We start from the raw sequence: 18527 nt of genomic DNA, 5'->3' as shown, positions 1-18527 counted from the left end.
ATAGGAAGCCGAGAAACATGAGTTATCAAGTACTCGCACGTAAATGGCGGCCACATAGCTTTGATACCGTGGCAGGGCAGCAACATGTGCTGACTGCGCTTGCCAACGCACTTGACCACGACCGTTTGCATCATGCTTACTTATTTAGCGGTACCCGTGGGGTAGGTAAAACCACCATCGCGCGTATTTTTGCCAAGGGGCTGAATTGCGAGCAAGGCGTCTCTTCTTCACCTTGTGGTCAGTGTCAAACGTGCCGAGAGATTGATGAAGGGCGTTATGTCGATTTATTAGAGATCGATGCGGCATCGCGCACCAAGGTTGAAGATACCCGTGAGTTACTGGATAACGTTCAGTACAAGCCCGCGCGTGGTCGCTATAAGGTGTATTTGATTGACGAAGTCCATATGTTGTCTCGTCATAGTTTCAATGCACTGCTCAAAACGCTGGAAGAGCCGCCTGAGTATGTGAAATTCCTATTGGCCACTACGGATCCGCAAAAGCTGCCGGTGACTATCCTGTCACGCTGTTTGCAATTTCACTTAAAACATTTCGGTGCCAGCCAAATTCAAACCCAGTTAGAAACCATCTTGGCGCAAGAGGGCGTAGACGCTGAGTCGCGTGCGTTGATGCTACTTTCTCGCGCGGCTGAAGGCAGCATGCGTGATGCTCTGAGCTTAACCGACCAAGCGATTGCGCTAGGCAACGGCCAAATTACTACGGCATCGGTTAGCGACATGCTGGGTACACTGAGCACCGATCACGCATTGCTGCTACTTGAGGCGCTGGTTAACCATGATGCGGTGGAGCTGATGAGTGCCTTAGAGCAGATTGCGCACATTGGCGTTGAATGGGACGGTTTACTCAAAGAGCTGGCTGGGCAACTGCATCAAATCGCCTTACTGCAAGCGTTACCTAATACGCATAGCGAGGCGTCACCGGACAAAGCACGCTTGCATGCACTGGCGACCCGACTATCGCCCCAAGATGTGCAATTGTGCTACCAAATGGCGCTGCAGGGTCGTCAAGATTTACCGTATGCTCCCGATGGACGTGCGGGGCTGGAAATGGTGTTGTTGCGGATGTTGGCATTCCAGCCGGTCAAAACTGTCCCCTATGAACCCAAAGCGATTTCTGTGCCGGCCCAAGCCCCTCAAACGCAACAGGCTGCGACTCAGAAACCGCACACCGATCCGTCTCAGGCGATTGGGGCGTTAAAAGCGCAGGTGCAGCAAGCAACATCGGCTCCAAGGGAGCAGACTGCGCCAGCTCCCCAATCGGCGCCACATCAATCACAACCTGAGCCACAGGCGCAACAGCCAGCGTCGACGCAGCCGGATAGGGCGGAGGAAGCACAGACTACCCCTCAATCTGCGGCATCTAGTTTGATTCAGGCGCGGAATCAACTTCGTAGTCGTATGAAACGTCAATCGAGTCAGACGGATAACACGCCAAAAAAGACTGAACGGACATCGGCCAAGCAAGATGCGTTGTCAGTGCTGGATCGTATTACTGCGAATACCCAGCCTGCGTCGCCGGTGTCCGACTCGTCTTTTGAGCAAGCGCCGGCGGCATTGTCTCATCAAAAAACGGCTGAAACGGCGCCGGTGTCTGACGAGCCTTATCAATGGACGCCGACTCAACCGCAGCCCGAGAAAGAAACAGCCACGCATTTAACGCCAAATGCGCTGAAAAAGGCGCTAGAGCATGAAAAAACACCAGCGATGCGGGATAAGCTTGTCCAAGAAGCTAACGCGGAGGATCACTGGTGTGCGTTGGCAGACAGTTTGGCGGTGCCGCGCTTGGTGAAGCAAATGGCACTGAATGCGTCGATGGTGCGTGAGGGCAATACGGTAGTGTTGACCTTACGTCCTGATCAGGCTCACCTCAATAAAGAAAAAGCACAACAACAGCTCGCACAGGCCTTGTCTCAGGCCCTAAATGCCCCCATAACATTAGAAGTCCATTTAGGCGATAGCGGGCGAACGCCATTAGAGTGGCGAGAACATCTCTATCAACAAAAATTAGCGCAGGCGACACAGAGCTTGCATAATGATCCGAATGTCGGTTTTATTCTTCAGCGTTTTGCTGCGGAACTGGATGAAGACAGCATTCGACCAATTTAGAACACCTAACCAAGAGAGAGAATTATGTTTGGTAAAGGCGGAATGGGTAACCTGATGAAGCAGGCGCAGCAAATGCAAGAGCGCATGCAAAAAGTTCAGGAAGAAATTGCCAATATGGAAGTCACCGGTGAGTCAGGCGCAGGCATGGTAAAAGTCACCATGACGGGTAGCCATAGCGTTCGTCGAGTTGAAATCGATGACAGCCTAATGGAAGACGACAAAGACATGCTGGAAGATCTGATTGCAGCCGCATTCAATGACGCAGCACGTCGTGCCGAAGAGCAGCAAAAAGAGAAAATGGCCGAAGTGACAGGTGGTATGCAGTTACCACCAGGCATGAAAATGCCGTTTTAATCCATGCGTACCAGTCAGTTACTTGAACAACTGATGGACGCGCTGCGCTGCTTACCTGGGGTCGGCCCCAAATCAGCGCAGCGTATGGCCTATCATCTGCTTCAACGCAATCGTCAAGGTGGTATCGAGTTGGCGCAAGCGCTGACTGCAGCGATGACAGAGATTGGTCACTGCAGCCAGTGTCGAACTTTCACTGAAGAAGAGGTTTGTGCGATTTGCGACAATCCTCGACGTCAGCAAACGGGGTTGATTTGTGTGGTTGAAAGCCCTGCGGATATCGCTGCGGTTGAAGCGACCGGGCAATATTCTGGGCGTTACTTTGTGCTAATGGGGCATTTGTCGCCATTAGATGGTATTGGTCCTGCCGATATCGGCTTAGACGTGTTGGAAAAACGCCTCACGCATGAGCCCATTGAAGAATTGATCCTCGCTACCAACCCAACCGTTGAAGGCGAAGCTACGGCGCAATATATTGCCGAGCTGTGTCGAGAACACGATGTGCAAGCCAGCCGTATTGCCCACGGTGTGCCGATGGGTGGAGAGCTTGAGTTGGTGGACGGTACCACACTGTCACACTCGATCATTGGCCGGCAGCGCTTAAGCTATAACTAGCTGAGAAGCATGACGCGCGGTACCGTGACGCACTAATCTTTAAGCCTGACTTGGTCAGGCTTTTCTTTTTTCTCCGCTTTGACGAGCAAATGTGCAATCAATCATTTGTTTGTTGACAAACTAGTCGTTAAACGCTGTTGTGTAAGCACTCATTACTAAACGTGCTTAACGTATGAAGCGTCTTCTCTCTTTCTTTCTTGTAAACTTCTTTCTCGCAAGCGCATTGGTCAGTAACTTGGCTCAGGCCGAGCCAGTCAAGCGCTCGAAATCGGGCATTTGTCACGACACCAATAGTCCTTATTACACCCGCGTCACGCGATTTACCGCATTCGATTCGCTGTCAGCCTGTCTTGAGGCAGGCGGGCGCTTACCTAAGCGTGCGACGTCTTCTCCAAAAGCGCTTGTCCATCAAGAAACCAACGCGGCGTTGCGCGATGGGCGTCCTTTCTCTGGACCCTATCAGCGAGACCATTGGCCCCATTGGTTGGACGAGGACAAAGATTGCCAAAACACCCGTGCTGAAGTCCTGATTGCCCGGAGCCAAGTGCCTGTGACCTACACACGGGATAATCGCTGCACGGTTGCCACGGGATTATGGGTTGGCGCGTTGACGGGCCAGTCGTTTACCCAAGCCAGTGATGTCGACATTGATCACCTTGTGCCATTGAAGTGGGCCCACGGTCACGGTGGCGAGGTATGGTCTCGGAAGAAAAAAGCCCAATTTGCCAATGACCCCGACAACCTGCTGATCGCCGATGATGCGCTGAATGCACAAAAAGGCGCGAAAGGGCCAGATGAATGGCTACCACCGGTCGAGACACTACGTTGTGACTATGTCTATCGTTTTGATCGTATCGTCGCCCGTTACCAACTCCACTACGTGCCCAGTGAGCGCGAGGCCGTAAACCATTGGCTTGCTGCCTGTGGTTACGGGCCGCGGGGATAGCAAGGCTGGGTCAACTGGTGGCTGCTTTGCTTGATGACGCGAATAGATGACTAAGTGATTTATTTTTGGTCAGTTAAGCCTTGAAAGCGTCGCGAGCGGCCCCTATATCCAAAGAGACTTTATCCAATTCGTCATCAGGTAGTCCGCTTCGGGCTCACTTGGCGTTTAATTATCATAGCTTTAGGTAGATTGACATGAGCGTGAAAACCCCAGAAAAACACCAGTTTGGCTCTGATACATCCAAGCTGTTGCAATTGATGATCCATTCACTCTACTCAAACAAAGAGATTTTCCTGCGTGAGCTGGTCTCGAATGCGTCAGACGCGGCTGACAAGCTTCGTTTTAAAGCACTTTCGGCCCCTGAATTGTACGAAAATGATGGGGATTTACGCGTACGCCTCTCAGTAGACAAGGATGCAGGTACGCTGACTATCTCTGATAACGGCATTGGTATGAGCCGAGATGATGTGATCGCCAACCTTGGGACCATCGCTAAGTCAGGGACGGAAGAGTTTCTAAAGCAACTCAATGAAGATCAAAGCAAAGATTCCAACTTGATTGGTCAGTTTGGCGTGGGCTTTTACTCTGCCTTTATCGTTGCCGACAAAGTGACCGTGCACACCCGTGCTGCCGGTTTGGCGGCAGACCAAGCCGTGTGCTGGGAATCTACGGGTGAGGGCGAATACACCCTAGAGCCTATCGAGAAAGCTGAACGCGGCACCGATATTATCTTGCATCTCAATGACGATGAGAAAGAATTCCTCAACGACTGGCGCCTGCGCGAGGTGATTGGCAAATACTCTGATCACATCGGTATTCCGGTTGAAATGTGGACTGTCGAAAAAGACGACGAAGGCAAGGAAACTGGCGAAGGCAAATGGGAAAAGGTCAATAAAGCTCAAGCTTTGTGGACCCGCTCTAAATCAGACATTAGCGCTGACGAGTATAAAGAGTTTTATAAGCACGTCTCACACGATTTCGCGGAGCCACTGACATGGAGCCACAACCGTGTCGAAGGTAAAAATGACTACACAAGCTTGCTATACGTCCCGTCAAAAGCGCCGTGGGATCTGTTCAACCGTGAACACAAACACGGTTTGAAACTGTACGTGCAACGCGTGTTTATTATGGATGATGCGTCGCAATTTATGCCAAGTTACTTGCGCTTTGTCCGTGGTCTGATTGACTCGAACGATCTGCCGCTCAACGTCTCTCGTGAGATCTTGCAAGATAATAAGATCACCCAATCACTGCGCAGTGCTTGCACTAAGCGCGTGTTATCTATGCTCGAGAAGCTGGCTAAAAACGACGCGGAGAAGTATCAAACCTTCTGGCGTGAGTTTGGTCTGGTACTTAAAGAAGGTCCGGCTGAAGACTTTGGCAACAAAGAAAAAATTGCGGGCTTGTTGCGTTTTGCATCGACGCACGAAGACAGTGCGGAGCAAACCGTTTCATTGGCGGACTACGTGTCGCGCATGAAAGACGAGCAAGAGAAGATTTACTACATCACTGCAGATAGCTACAACGCTGCGAAGCACAGCCCTCACCTTGAGCAATTCAAGGCTAAAGGCATTGAAGTTATCTTGATGTACGATCGCATCGATGAGTGGCTGATGAGCTATCTCACTGAGTTTGATGGTAAGCAATTCCAAGCGATTACCAAAGCAGACCTCGATCTTAGCCAATTCGATGACGAAGAAGCCAAAGCCAAGCGTGAAGAAACCGAAAAAGCGTTTGAGTCTGTGGTTGAGCGCGTGAAGTCTCATTTAGGTGAGCGCGTGAAAGATGTTCGTCCAACGTTCAAACTATCCGGTACGCCTGCAGTTGTGGTAACTGACCAGTTTGAGATGGGTACTCAGATGGCGAAACTGCTTGAAGCTGCGGGGCAACAAGCACCGGAAGTGAAGTACATCTTCGAGCTCAACCCAGAGCATGATCTTGTCAAGCGTATGGCGGATGAGAGCGATGAAGAGAAGTTTGGTACCTGGGTGGAAATGCTGCTAGGTCAAGCGATGCTGGCAGAAAAAGGAAGCATGGATGATCCGTCTGAGTTCTTGGCGTCGGTGAACAAGCTTCTGACTAAGGTATAATCGACAACGCGCTGTGAAAGCGACATACTGAACAGCGACCAACAAGCCCGGCCGGATTGCCGGGCTTGATAGCGTTTCGTGAAGCGTGTATGTTTCGGGTCTTTGCGAATAGACGCAGTTTTACGAAACTCCAAAAACGATAAAAGGGGATCACTATGCGCATCATTCTGTTGGGTGCACCGGGCGCGGGTAAAGGGACGCAAGCGCAGTTCATCATGGAAAAATACGGGATTCCGCAGATTTCTACCGGTGACATGCTGCGCGCCGCGATTAAAGCGGGCACTGAGCTGGGCAAACAAGCCAAAGCGGTTATTGATGCTGGCGAGCTGGTGTCAGATGACATCATTCTGGGTCTGGTTAAAGAGCGTATCTCGCAAGATGATTGTGCCAAAGGGTTCTTGCTAGATGGGTTCCCACGTACAATTCCACAAGCGGATGGTCTAAAAGAAATCGGTGTAGCGATTGATTACGTGCTCGAGTTTGACGTGCCAGACGATGTGATTGTGGAGCGTATGAGTGGTCGTCGTGCTCACTTGGCTTCGGGCCGTACCTACCACGTGGTGTATAACCCACCAAAAGTGGAAGGCAAAGACGATGTGACTGGCGAAGAGCTCGTTGTTCGTGATGACGACAAAGAAGAAACAGTGCGTGCGCGCCTGAAGGTTTATCATGATCAAACTGCGCCTTTGATTGCTTACTACAAAAAAGAAGCAGATGCAGGCAATACGCAGTACTTCACCTTTGACGGTACCCAAGCGGTAGCAGACGTCAGTGTTGAGATTGAAAAAGCCCTAGGCTAACACTGGATGTTCTCCCAAGGAGAAGATTGAGTATATCGATTGCAGAAACCGGAGCAGACGATTAGTCGCTCCGGTTTTTTTATGGCAAGCTAGCCCAAAATCAAATTGTTACCGTACTGGTTCGGGTAAATCGTTTATACGCCAGTCTGTTCTAAGATTGCCGCCAAGGAATACAATCAAAATGACGGAAAAACACAATCAAGTCGGTGTGCTATTGGTCAACCTCGGAACCCCAGAAGCGCCGACATCACAGTCAGTGAAAGCCTTTCTTTCTGAATTCCTGCATGATCATCGTGTGGTTGATTTAACCCGGTGGTTATGGTGCCCATTGTTACACGGTGTGATATTGCCGATTCGTTCACCGAAAGTGGCTAAGCTGTATCAAAGTATTTGGATGGAGGAGGGATCGCCACTGATGGTGTATGCCAAGCGTCAGCAAAAAGCGCTGGCTGAACAGGTGTCGGCTCCGGTTGCGCTTGGAATGACCTACGGTAATCCGTCCATTGCTCAAGGGCTTGATGAGCTGCAAGCAAAGGGCTGCGACAAGGTGTTGGTCTTGCCGCTCTATCCTCAATACTCTGCCACCACCACTGCGGCGGTGTTCGATAAAGTGGCTAAATCATTGAAAGGGCGCCCAGTGATCCCTGCGTTGCGGTACGTGAACCACTATCATGATCATCCGTTTTATCAAGCCGCGTTAGCCCAATCGGTGAAGCAGCATTGGCAAGCGCATGGGAAAGGTGACTTGCTACTGTGTTCTTATCACGGCATACCGCAGCGTTTTGCCGATAATGGCGACCCTTACCCTCGGCACTGTGAGCAAACCACGTCGCTGCTACAAGTGGAACTCGGGCTTGCGGATAACGAGATCATGATGACCTATCAGTCGCGTTTCGGACGAGAAGAGTGGCTCAAGCCTTACACCGATAAGACCTTAGAGACGTTACCCAGCAAAGGGGTGAAAACCCTCGATATTATGACCCCAGCTTTTTCCGCTGATTGTCTTGAAACCCTAGAAGAAATTGCCGAGCAATGTCGTGACACCTTCCTCGAGGCAGGTGGCGAACGCTTCCGATTTATTCCATGCTTAAACGACGATGAGGCTCATATTCACCTGATGGCGTCGCTGGTGGCCCAACATACACAAGGTTGGTAGGGCAATAAATTTCATCGTGTAGACGCTACGCATGCGCGAATTCTGTGATAGAATTCGCGCCTCCCTTCCATTAGCTAGTTACACGAACCATGAAATTTCCAGGACAACGTAAGTCTAAGCACTATTTTCCGGTTCACGCCCGTGATCCTTTGCTCAACCCAGCCAGCGAACGTGGCTTTAAGCGCCCGCACGTGATTGGTATCGACCAAACCTTGGTCGACATTGAAGCAAAAGTGCCTGATGAATTTCTGGAGCGGTATCAGTTAAGTAAAGGGCACTCGCTCGTCATCGACGATGAGCGCGCAGAAGCACTGTATCAAGAATTGAAAGATAACAACCTTGTCACTCATGAGTTTGCGGGGGGTACCATCGGTAACACCTTGCACAACTATTCAGCGCTGGCGGATGACCAATCTATCTTGCTGGGGGTGATGAGCCAAGATATTCGAATTGGTAGCTATTCTTACCGCTACCTGTGCAACACCTCAAGCCGGATGGATCTTAATTACCTGCAGCCGGTGCAAGGCCCGATTGGTCGTTGCTACGCGTTGATTGGCGATTGTGGTGAGCGCACGTTCGCCATCAACGAAGGCTTGATGAACCAACTCCATCCTGATTCGATTCCTGAGCATATCTTTGAAAACGCTTCTGCGTTGGTACTCACTGCGTATTTGGTTCGCTGTAAAGAAGGTGATCCTATGCCGCAAGCGACCATGCGCGCCATTGAATATGCGAAAAAGTACAACGTGCCCGTGGTTATGACGCTTGGCACCAAGTTTGTGATTGAGCAAAACCCACAATGGTGGCGTGATTTTCTTTCCGAGCACGTTAGCGTCGTGGCGATGAATGAAGATGAAGGTGAAGCCTTAACTGGTGAGAGCGATCCGCTCTTGGCGGCCGATGCTGCACTGCAGTGGGTGGATATGGTGTTGTGTACCGCAGGGCCAATTGGTTTGTATATGGCCGGTTACACCGAGGATAAGTCTAAACGTCAAACCACCTTGCCGTTGCTGCCAGGTGCGATCCCTGAATTCAACATGTATGAATTCAGCCGTCCGATGATGAAAGCGGACTGTGAAACGCCGATTAAAATTTATTCTCACATTGCTCCCTATATGGGGGGGCCTGAGCGGATTAAGAACACCAATGGTGCTGGAGATGGTGCTCTATCAGCGTTGCTGCATGATATGTCTGCGAATCGCTATCATCGTGACAATGTGCCCAATTCGAGTAAGCACCAATACCCATTTATGACCTACTCCTCTTTCTCGCAAGTGTGCAAGTATGCCAACCGCGTCAGCTATGAAGTGTTGGCGCAGCACTCACCGCGTTTATCACGTGGGCTGCCAGAGCGAGAGGATAGCCTTGAAGAGGCGTATTGGGAGCGATAAGCCGCTAGAAAAAAACCGCCAATCGGCGGTTTTTTTGTTTCTAATCGATGGTGTGCCCATCATTTTGCGATTACTGATACGCTTTTTCGTGCACAGTGCGTACGGCACGACCAGACGGATCAGCTTGGTTTTTGAAAGACTCATCCCACTCAATCGCTTTAGCACTTGAGCACGCGATTGACGGGCCGCCCGGCACGCATTTCGCCGCATCGTCGAGCGGGAAGAGCTCTGCAAAGATCTCGCGGTACATATACGCCTCTTTAGTGGTTGGCGTGTTATAAGGGAACCGGAAAGCCGCGGTCTCGAGCTGCTGATCCGTCACCTTCTCTTCGGCAATCGCTTTTAAGGTATCAATCCAACCATATCCAACGCCATCACTGAATTGCTCTTTTTGGCGCCATGCTACCGAATCAGGAAGTAAGTCTCCAAAGCATTCGCGGATAATGTGCTTTTCCATTTTTCCGTTGCCACACATCTTATCGTCTGGCTTGATCTGCATCGCCACTTCTAAGAAGGCTTTGTCGAGGAAAGGTACGCGTGCTTCCACGCCCCATGCTGCCATGGATTTGTTGGCACGTGCGCAGTCAAACATGTTGAGAGCAAGTAACTTACGCACCGTTTCTTCGTGAAACTCTTTAGCGCTTGGGGCTTTATGGAAGTATAAATACCCTCCAAACACTTCATCGGCACCTTCACCGGAGAGCACCATTTTGATTCCCATCGCGCGGATCTTACGAGACATCAGGTACATCGGCGTGGAGGCACGGATCGTGGTGACGTCATAGGTTTCGATGTGATAAATCACGTCACGAATCGCATCCAGCCCTTCTTGAATGGTGTAGGTAAACTCATGATGAACCGTGCCAAGATGATCCGCCACTTCCTTGGCAGCTTTCAAATCGGGGGCGCCTTCAAGGCCGATAGCAAACGAGTGAAGACGAGGCCACCATGCTTGGCTTTGATCGTCATCTTCGATGCGGTTGGCAGCAAACTGTTTGGTGATGGCAGAAATCACGGACGAGTCGAGTCCACCAGAAAGCAACACGCCGTAAGGTACGTCGGTCATCAGTTGGCGGTGAACTGCGGCTTCGAGTGCTTCTTTCAACGCCGCTTTATCGGTTGTGTTTTCTTTCACACTGTCATAGTCCATCCAATCACGCTTGTAATAGCGCACCGGCTCGCCTTGTTTACTCCATAGGAAATGGCCCGGAGGAAATTCACTGATGCTCTTGCACACTGGCGTTAAGGCTTTCATTTCCGAAGCCACGTAGTAGTTGCCGTGTTCATCATGACCGTGGTAAAGCGGAATAATACCAATGTGGTCACGGCCAATCAGGTAGGCATCTTGCTCCTCATCATAAAGGATAAACGCGAAGATACCGTTGAGGTAGTCAAGCAGCTCAGGGCCTTTTTGCTGATACAAAGCGAGAATGATTTCGCAATCCGACTCGGTTTGAAATGGATAGTCAGGAGCAAACTCAGCACGCAATTCTTTGTGGTTGTAAATTTCGCCATTGACCGCTAATGCTTGGGTTTTATCTTGGTTATATAAAGGCTGGGCCCCACTGTTTAGATCGACAATCGCTAAACGCTCATGGACCAAAATAGCTTTCTCGGATGAGTAAATACCCGACCAGTCAGGACCACGGTGACGCATGGTTTTGGACATCTTTAAAGCTACTTCACGGAGCTGCTGTGGGTCGGTTTTTATATCAAGCACCCCAAACACTGAACACATACTTTCCTCTCAAATTCATCAAGCCAACAAGGCGATAACAGGTTGACAACCACTCTGCCTTGCACGGTCAGGATAGACAAGCCTCAAAAAGCATTTCTTTATCAAAAAGCCTCTTTGGGTGAATGTTATTCGAAATAAAATCCTATTTACCGAATGAAATTTAATTACGGTGCAGTGTGTGTACAAAATGACTATACATCGATGAAAAAAGCCGCTCGAAAGAGCGGCCTGGGTATTGGAATAACGGTGGGTTAGGCGTTGTTGGCTGGCGTGGTAAACTGCTCTCGCACATGTCGAGCAAATCCACTACCGGCCTCTTGATAGATATTGAACGCTTCGTCAACGCCGAGCGCTTTGAGCTGCTCAATTTCATCCTCATATTTTGCAATGGCGGCGACCTTGCCCTTAAAGTTGGTTTGCCGGATTTGCTCTAGCGCAAGCATATTGGCCTGACTGTGTGGCATTGCCAGTAAGATTAATTTGATCTGCCCATCAGAAATGGCGCGTGACCAAAAGTCAGGATCGGTGGCATCGCCAAGAATCGCACGTCGTCCTTCCTCTTGATGGCGTGCCACTGAATCTTCTCGGTTATCAATGCCAATAATGGGTTGGTGATGAGTGGCAGAGAGCTCGTCATACGCCCCTGAACCAATTCGACCCATTCCAAGCACCAGAATTGAGGCATCACCGAGATTGATCAGCTGATCACTAGGATGAAGCTTATCGGGGTGTTTGTCTTTTAACCACTGCGATGCCCAAGTATAGAGCTGGTTACTGAAGGTATTGAGCGGGGCGGAGAACGCAAAACTCAATGACACTGCAATAGCGATGGACACTAATATAGGTCCAGGCATAAGACCGGCTTTATACGCAAAGCCCCCCACGATTAAGCCAAACTCACTGAAGTTAAATAAAGTGAGCGTAGTGAACATGGCAGTCCGAACGCGATAGCGGAAACCACTGACAATCCAGTAATAGAGGAGCCCTTTGATAGGCAAAAGCAGCATGATGACTAACGCAAAGCTAAAGCTTTGCCACGTAGGTTGTTCGGACAAGCCAATGTTGAGGAAAAAGCACACGAGGAAAAGCTCTTTCATATTAAAGAGCGACTTGGCCATTTCCGAGGCGCGAGGGTGGCTTGCCAATAACATTCCTAAAATTAACGCCCCTAAATCGGGTTTAACGCCAACAAGCTCAAACAAGCCTGCTCCCGCCACTAACGCTAAGAAAATGCCATAGAGCACCAACATCTCACCGTGCCCCGCGTTGTCCAGTATTTTGTTGAACACTGGTTTAAGCAAAGGCAATGCAAAAAGCAGTAATGCACTGAGCTCAGGCGTTTTTCCGGACGTGGCGGTGATAAAGATTACCGCAAAGATATCTTGCATGATCAGAATGCCAATCGCCAGAGTCCCATAGGTGGCGTTAAGCTCCCCTTTCTCTTGGAGTGCCTTAATGGCAAAGACGGTGCTGGAGAAGGAGAGGGCAAAACCCAACAGGGCTAACTCTGATAAGCTCAATCCAGCAAGCATAGGCACGCTTAGGGCTTTCAAGCCGAGCAAGGACAGCGTGAACAACCCCGTAGTCAGCAGGTTATGGGCGGTCGCACCAAACCAAATCTCCTTGGCCAGTAGGGTTTTGACATCCAACTTCAATCCAATTGAGAAAAGCAGCAAGGTGACACCCAAATCGGCCAGATCAGAGATCACAGGGGTTGATTCGTAGCCAAACGCATGTAGCGCAAAGCCGGCAATCAAAAAGCCAACGAGAGGTGGCAAGTGACAACGCATCAGAATATAGCCGCTGATGAAGGCTGCTGAGATGTAAACCAATTCCATATCGTATGCTTATTATGTGAGTTAGCGAGCAAACAGAATCCGTGTTTTTGTGCAAAAGCCAATAAACACAGCATCGACAATTATCTTAAAGTTTTGAATCAACTAAAGATATGAATTTGAGACATTGATGGGTCTCCTTAGTAATAGCTTGTTTGAGCTTGGCTCCTCTGAGGTTTAGCGATAAGGAGCAAGACGCGTTGATGCCTATGCGACTTTGAAAAAAGAGATAGGATCGTGGCGCATTGCCAACTTATCGCGCACCGTAGCTTGGGTATATAATGTACACGCTAGATAGGGAAAGTGTGAGATTTTATTTGTGGAGAAAACGGGTTTGCGTAGCAAGACGTCAAACCCGCTAAACGATCACTCTTCGAGCAGTTTTTGTAACAGTTCGCCGTTGAGCATGGCCCGTTTAACTAACGAGAAAGCGGCCATGGTAGGCTTTTCTGCTAGCTTCGCGCTTACAATCTCTAGCTTTTGATGAAAGCTCGGCAGTGACTGGTTTTCAACACAGCGCTGAATGGCAGGGAAAACGACACTTTGTGCTGCGGTAATTTTACCTGCAATGACCACAAGTTGAGGATTGAACAGGTTAACGGTCATAGCAATGGCTTTGCCAAGATGATTGCCAACTTTTACCAATACCTGTCTTGCCAGTTCGTCACCTTGCTCGGCGGCCTCACAAATGGCTTCGATCGTTAAACTGTCATCGTGTTTGAGTGTGCTCGGGTGTCCTTGGGCCAATAGCTGTTGTGCATGTTCGATAATGGCTTCGTTAGAGGCCACTGTTTCTAAACAACCAAAATTGCCGCATTGGCATTTCTTGCCCAAAGGATCAATTTGCACATGGCCCAATTCGCCTACATTGCGGTTATGGCCCAAGAATATTTGCCCGTTTACGATAATCCCAGCGCCAGTGCCATGGTGTACACTGACTAGCATCGAATCGTAATAGGCTTGACTGGCGCCAAAGTAGTGCTCTGCCAATGCTTGTCCGCGAATATCGTTACCAATAAACGCCTGCACACCAAACTCCTCACGGAGTGTGTCGGCAAGGGCCAGCTGTTGAATCGTGATGTTAGGCATATATTCGACGACCCCAGATTCAGGATCAATCAGGCCGGGCATCACGACCGATATGGCAATCAGCTCTTTGATGGATTGTTGGTGGGTGTCAATAAACTGACTCAGAATCTGAATCAGGCCGTTCACTAACTCGTTCTGATCGTGATAGTGAAAAGCTTCCCCGTGTTCAGCAAGCGATGTCCCACTCAAGTCATAGAGTGAAAGCTCGATAAAATGACGCCCCAGTCTTACCGCAAGGGTATGGAATGGGGCGCACTCTGTGGTCAAAGAAATAGCTCGGCGACCGCCGGTTGACGCTTGCTGAGCCACTTCCTTGATCAAGCCACGTTCGAGCAATTGGCGGGTTATTTTTGTCACACTTGCGGGTGCTAGACGGCTCACATCTGCAATTTGTATGCGAGAGATGGGCCCTTGTTGATCGATCAACCGATAAACGGCAGCTCCGTTGAGCTGCTTTACCAGGTCGACATTCCCGATTTGTCCGCCAGTCATAAATGTCCTAGCTATGTGTATATTGTCCGTTAACCACCGTCGCTTGGATGTTGAGTGTACGATCAAAAATAGCAAGATTCGCAATTTTCCCCGGGCGAATACTGCCATAAAGCTGATCGACACCAATAGCGCGCGCAGGATACAGCGTTGCCATGCGCAGGGCCTCATCCAAGGCGATACCTATATGCTCAACACTATTACGAACCGCTTCGTTCATCGTCAGTGCAGAGCCGCCAAGTGTACCATTCTCATCAACACACTTGCCGTCACGGTAATATACTTTCTTGCCTACAAAAATAAAGTGATCCATGTCGGCTCCTGCTGGTGCCACAGCATCAGTAACTAGCACTAATTTCTCACCTTTTACTTTATGTGCAAGACGAATGTTGGCGTAAGACACATGGAAGCCGTCAGCAATAACGCCGGTGTAAACCTCGGGCGTATCATAAATCGCGCCAACCATGCCGGGCTCTCGACCGGTAGTCGCCGTCATTGCATTGAACAGGTGGGTCGCAAACCCAATCCCATTAGCAAAGCCTTCGCGTGCTTGCTCATAGGTTGCGTTAGTGTGGCCAGCGGAGACGATAATGCCTGCTTTGGTGAGCGCCTGAATGTGCGCTTTGGGAGCGAGTTCGGGCGCCAGCGTCAATTTGGTAATCACGTCGGCGTTGTCGCACAAATACGCAATCATCTTGTCGTTGCTGGGGCGAATATAGTCGAGACTGTGGATCCCTTTTTTTGCGCTGTTTAAGTAAGGCCCTTCTAAGTGTAAGCCTAAGGCTTGATGCGGATGGTGGGCTTTGTACTCGCGCATCGCGTTGATCGCCGCACGCATGTCATCATCTGAACTCGTGATCAGAGTTGGTAAGAAGTTGGTACACCCAGACTTCAAGTTTGCTTGGTGCATGGTTTCGATAGTGTCTGTTGTGATCGCATCGTTAAACATGACACCACCGCAACCATTAAGCTGCAGATCAATGAAGCCCGGGCTAACGTAAGCTCCGTCGAGTGAGCGTTTTTCTATCTCTGTCGGCAGCGCATGTTGCGGGCAAACGTCCTCAATCACGCCGTCACGGATGACAATAGCGTGGTCATCAAGCACTTCATGACCAGTAAAAATCCGGCAGTGGGTTAACGCATACATGCTGTTATTCCTTATAAATTATGAATGTTCTGGGCTTCAAGCTCCTGAAAATACTTCACTGTTTTTACTTTTAGTTCGGCAGTTGAAGGCGCATCGCACACAATCATGGCTTTAGGGTGCAGCTGCAGCGCGGAAACAGTCCATAAGTGATTGACTGACCCCTCCACTGCTGCTTGAAGCGCCTGAGCCTTATTGTGGCCAGTGACCAAAATCATGATCTCCTCAGCATCGAGTAGCGTCCCGACGCCAATGGTAAGCGCGTGCTTAGGTACTTGATTGATATCATTATCAAAGAAGCGAGAGTTTGCCATACGGGTATCTTCGGTCAAGGTTTTGATCCGTGTCCGAGAAGCCAGCGAAGAGGCAGGTTCGTTAAACGCAATGTGACCGTCGTTACCTACACCGCCCATAAAGAGGTGGATCTTGCCGTAGGATTTGATCTTGTCTTCATAACGTTTGCATTCCGCATCAACATCGCTCGCATTTCCGTTCAGTAAGTTGATGTTTTCTTCTTTAATATCAATATGCTTAAAGAAGTTTTCATACATGAAGGTGCGATATGATTGGTCATGATCGGCTGGGATATTGCAGTACTCGTCCATGTTGAACGTTACCACATGCTCAAAGCTCACTTCGCCCTGATTGAACAGGGTGATCAGTTGCTTATAAGTATTCAGTGGCGTACCGCCTGTTGGCAATCCGAGCACAAATGGGCGTTCGGCGCTTGGAGCGAATTTATTAATAGTATCAACGATATATCTAGCCGACCATAGGCCGACCTCATGGCTGGTTTGTAATGGAATGAGTCGCACAGGACACCTCGATAAATCAGTGGGCTTACGGGTACAGCATAACGAATATGCTCATTTATTTTTATCATAAAATAAGTTTTATGATCTGGCTAACATATTTCTCTGTGTTTGGTGTGGATCGGTGATAAATCTCACAAATAAGGGGGTTTTAATTTGCGAGGCGAATTTATTGGCATAAACTGCAATTGACTAACATTGTTTGACAAAAAAAGTGCTTTGGTCATTATCTCACGCGATACGCCAGACGCAGAAAACAACAAATACTGCGGCATGGCTCTGAGAACACATAGGGGGAACGAAGGTGAATATTCTTGGATACGCGCAACGTATAGGTCGTGCGTTGATGGTGCCGGTAGCGGTACTACCAGCCGCAGCGATCTTGATGGGGGTCGGCTACTGGCTTGACCCAACAGGTTGGGGTGGTAACAGCGCATTGGCTGCTTTCTTGATTAAATCAGGGGCAGCGATCATTGACAATATGTCCGTACTTTTTGCCATTGGTGTGGCTTACGGCATGTCAAAAGATAAAGATGGTGCGGCTGCCTTGGCAGGTTTCGTCGGCTTTATGGTGATCACCACGCTTTGTGCGCCTGGTGCTGTAAGCCAAATTGGTCTCGTGGATGTTGCACTAGACAACAATGAGCTGGCGTTTAGCAAAATCAACAACCAATTTATTGGTATTTTAATTGGTGTGGTATCGGCGGAGCTTTACAACCGTTATAGCGGCGTTGAGTTGCCAAAAGCACTGGCGTTCTTCAGCGGCAAACGTTTGGTTCCCATTCTTGTCTCTGTCGTCGCTATTGCGATTTCGTTCGTGTTGATGTTTGTATGGCCGGTCGTATTTGGTGGTCTGGTTCACTTCGGTGAAAGTATCACTAACTTAGGCGCCGCGGGTGCAGGTATCTACGGATTCTTCAACCGCCTATTGATTCCAGTTGGTCTTCACCATGCGCTTAACGCGGTATTCTGGTTCGACACTGTGGGTATCAATGACTTGGGCCGCTTCTGGATGGGCGCACAAGGTCTTGCTTCTGGAGAAGCAATTAAGGGAACCACAGGCATGTACATGGCCGGCTTCTTCCCTGTGATGATGTTTGGTCTACCTGGGGCGGCACTAGCGATTTACCACACTGCGCGTCCAGAGAACAAAGCACGTGTGGCATCTATCATGATTGCAGCCGGTTTTGCTTCATTCTTTACCGGTGTCACTGAACCACTCGAGTTTGCCTTCCTGTTCGTGGCACCTGTGTTGTTTGTGTTGCATGCGTTCTTGACAGGCATCTCTTTGTTCATCGCGGCCACCTTTAACTGGACTGCCGGTTTTGGCTTCTCTGCAGGTCTTGTCGACTTGGTGTTGTCGTCAAAAAACCCCGTTGCTAACGAGTGGTACATGCTACCTGTGATGGGCTTGGTATTCTTCGTGCTTTATTACGCGACATTCCGTGCGGCTATCATGGCCATGAACCTGAAAACCCCGGGTCGTGAAGATGACAGCATTGAAGGCGCATCTGCCGGAAACGCGAATACAAATGAAACCAGCGATAACCGTGAGCTAGCACGTAAGTACCTCAAAGCGTTAGGCGGACACCAAAACCTGACATCTATCGACGCTTGTATCACACGCTTGCGCCTATCGGTAGCAAACCGTGAAATCGTCGATGAAGCGAAACTCAAAGCCATTGGCGCGATGGGTGTCGTGAAGTTAGGGGATAACAACTTGCAAGTCATTCTTGGCCCATTGGCCGAAATCATTGCCGGTGAGATGAAGCAAATCCCGGATAATGAAGATTTGTCTGCAGTGAAATTGCCATAAGCGACCACACACAAAGACACTCTTAACCCGAAAACGCCCGGCTAACGCTGGGCGTTTTTTTATGCACGGCAGGTGGAATGAGCAAAAAAAGCGCATTTAGGGGCATGCGAGGGTGAGTTTAACAACAACTGG

14 protein-coding genes are annotated in these 18527 nt (G+C 49.6%); 9 read left to right on the top strand and 5 right to left on the bottom strand.

The window, feature by feature from the left end:
* Positions 1–17: 17 nt before the first annotated feature.
* The 8 genes from dnaX (at position 18) to E8E00_RS08850 (ending at position 9472) form a co-directional block, all read left to right on the top strand.
* Positions 18–2123, top strand: coding sequence for a DNA polymerase III subunit gamma/tau (gene dnaX / locus E8E00_RS08885; protein ID WP_096627727.1), 2106 nt, complete (start codon positions 18–20; stop codon positions 2121–2123).
* A 24-nt stretch (positions 2124–2147) separates the two neighbouring features.
* Positions 2148–2477, top strand: coding sequence for a YbaB/EbfC family nucleoid-associated protein (locus E8E00_RS08880; protein ID WP_069588674.1), 330 nt, complete (start codon positions 2148–2150; stop codon positions 2475–2477).
* 3 nt (positions 2478–2480) lie between these two features.
* Positions 2481–3089 carry a recombination mediator RecR gene (recR, locus tag E8E00_RS08875; protein WP_069588676.1) on the top strand — a complete coding sequence of 203 codons (609 nt, stop codon included), beginning with the start codon at positions 2481–2483 and terminating at the stop codon, positions 3087–3089.
* Between the two features lie 172 nt (positions 3090–3261).
* A complete protein-coding gene (locus E8E00_RS08870; protein WP_096627730.1) occupies positions 3262–4035 on the top strand; it encodes a DUF1524 domain-containing protein in 774 nt (257 codons plus the stop codon).
* A 194-nt stretch (positions 4036–4229) separates the two neighbouring features.
* On the top strand, positions 4230–6125 hold the full coding sequence (htpG, locus tag E8E00_RS08865; protein ID WP_096627733.1) for a molecular chaperone HtpG: 1896 nt from the start codon (positions 4230–4232) through the stop codon (positions 6123–6125).
* 155 nt (positions 6126–6280) lie between these two features.
* Positions 6281–6925, top strand: a complete 645-nt coding sequence (gene adk, locus E8E00_RS08860; protein WP_077455231.1) for an adenylate kinase — start codon at positions 6281–6283, stop codon at positions 6923–6925.
* Positions 6926–7106: 181 nt separating this feature from the next.
* Entirely contained in the window at positions 7107–8081 is a 975-nt protein-coding gene (gene hemH, locus E8E00_RS08855; RefSeq protein WP_096627735.1) for a ferrochelatase, read from the top strand.
* Between the two features lie 89 nt (positions 8082–8170).
* Positions 8171–9472: an inosine/guanosine kinase gene (locus E8E00_RS08850; protein ID WP_096627738.1), complete on the top strand. Its 1302-nt coding sequence runs from the start codon at positions 8171–8173 to the stop codon at positions 9470–9472.
* A 70-nt stretch (positions 9473–9542) separates the two neighbouring features.
* On the opposite strand, the gene asnB is transcribed toward E8E00_RS08850, so the two are convergent.
* The 5 genes from asnB to nagB all read right to left on the bottom strand — a co-directional run bounded on the left by asnB (position 9543) and on the right by nagB (position 16582).
* Entirely contained in the window at positions 9543–11210 is a 1668-nt protein-coding gene (gene asnB / locus E8E00_RS08845; RefSeq protein ID WP_069588684.1) for an asparagine synthase B, read from the bottom strand.
* Positions 11211–11461: 251 nt separating this feature from the next.
* A complete protein-coding gene (locus E8E00_RS08840; protein ID WP_069588685.1) occupies positions 11462–13048 on the bottom strand; it encodes a cation:proton antiporter family protein in 1587 nt (528 codons plus the stop codon).
* Positions 13049–13411: 363 nt separating this feature from the next.
* On the bottom strand, positions 13412–14626 hold the full coding sequence (locus tag E8E00_RS08835) for an ROK family protein (protein ID WP_069588686.1): 1215 nt from the start codon (positions 14624–14626) through the stop codon (positions 13412–13414).
* A gap of 7 nt (positions 14627–14633) precedes the next feature.
* Positions 14634–15770, bottom strand: coding sequence for an N-acetylglucosamine-6-phosphate deacetylase (gene nagA, locus E8E00_RS08830; RefSeq protein ID WP_096627741.1), 1137 nt, complete (start codon positions 15768–15770; stop codon positions 14634–14636).
* An 11-nt stretch (positions 15771–15781) separates the two neighbouring features.
* Positions 15782–16582 carry a glucosamine-6-phosphate deaminase gene (gene nagB, locus E8E00_RS08825; protein ID WP_077455224.1) on the bottom strand — a complete coding sequence of 267 codons (801 nt, stop codon included), beginning with the start codon at positions 16580–16582 and terminating at the stop codon, positions 15782–15784.
* 301 nt (positions 16583–16883) lie between these two features.
* On the opposite strand from nagB, the gene nagE reads away from it, so the two are divergent.
* On the top strand, positions 16884–18395 hold the full coding sequence (nagE, locus tag E8E00_RS08820) for an N-acetylglucosamine-specific PTS transporter subunit IIBC (RefSeq protein WP_069588689.1): 1512 nt from the start codon (positions 16884–16886) through the stop codon (positions 18393–18395).
* The last annotated feature ends 132 nt before the right edge of the window (positions 18396–18527 follow it).

Source organism: Salinivibrio sp. YCSC6, assembly GCF_004916735.1.
GTDB lineage: Bacteria > Pseudomonadota > Gammaproteobacteria > Enterobacterales > Vibrionaceae > Salinivibrio > Salinivibrio proteolyticus.
The sequence above is the reverse complement of the archived record's forward strand: the minus strand, read 5'-3'. Positions and strand labels throughout refer to the sequence as shown.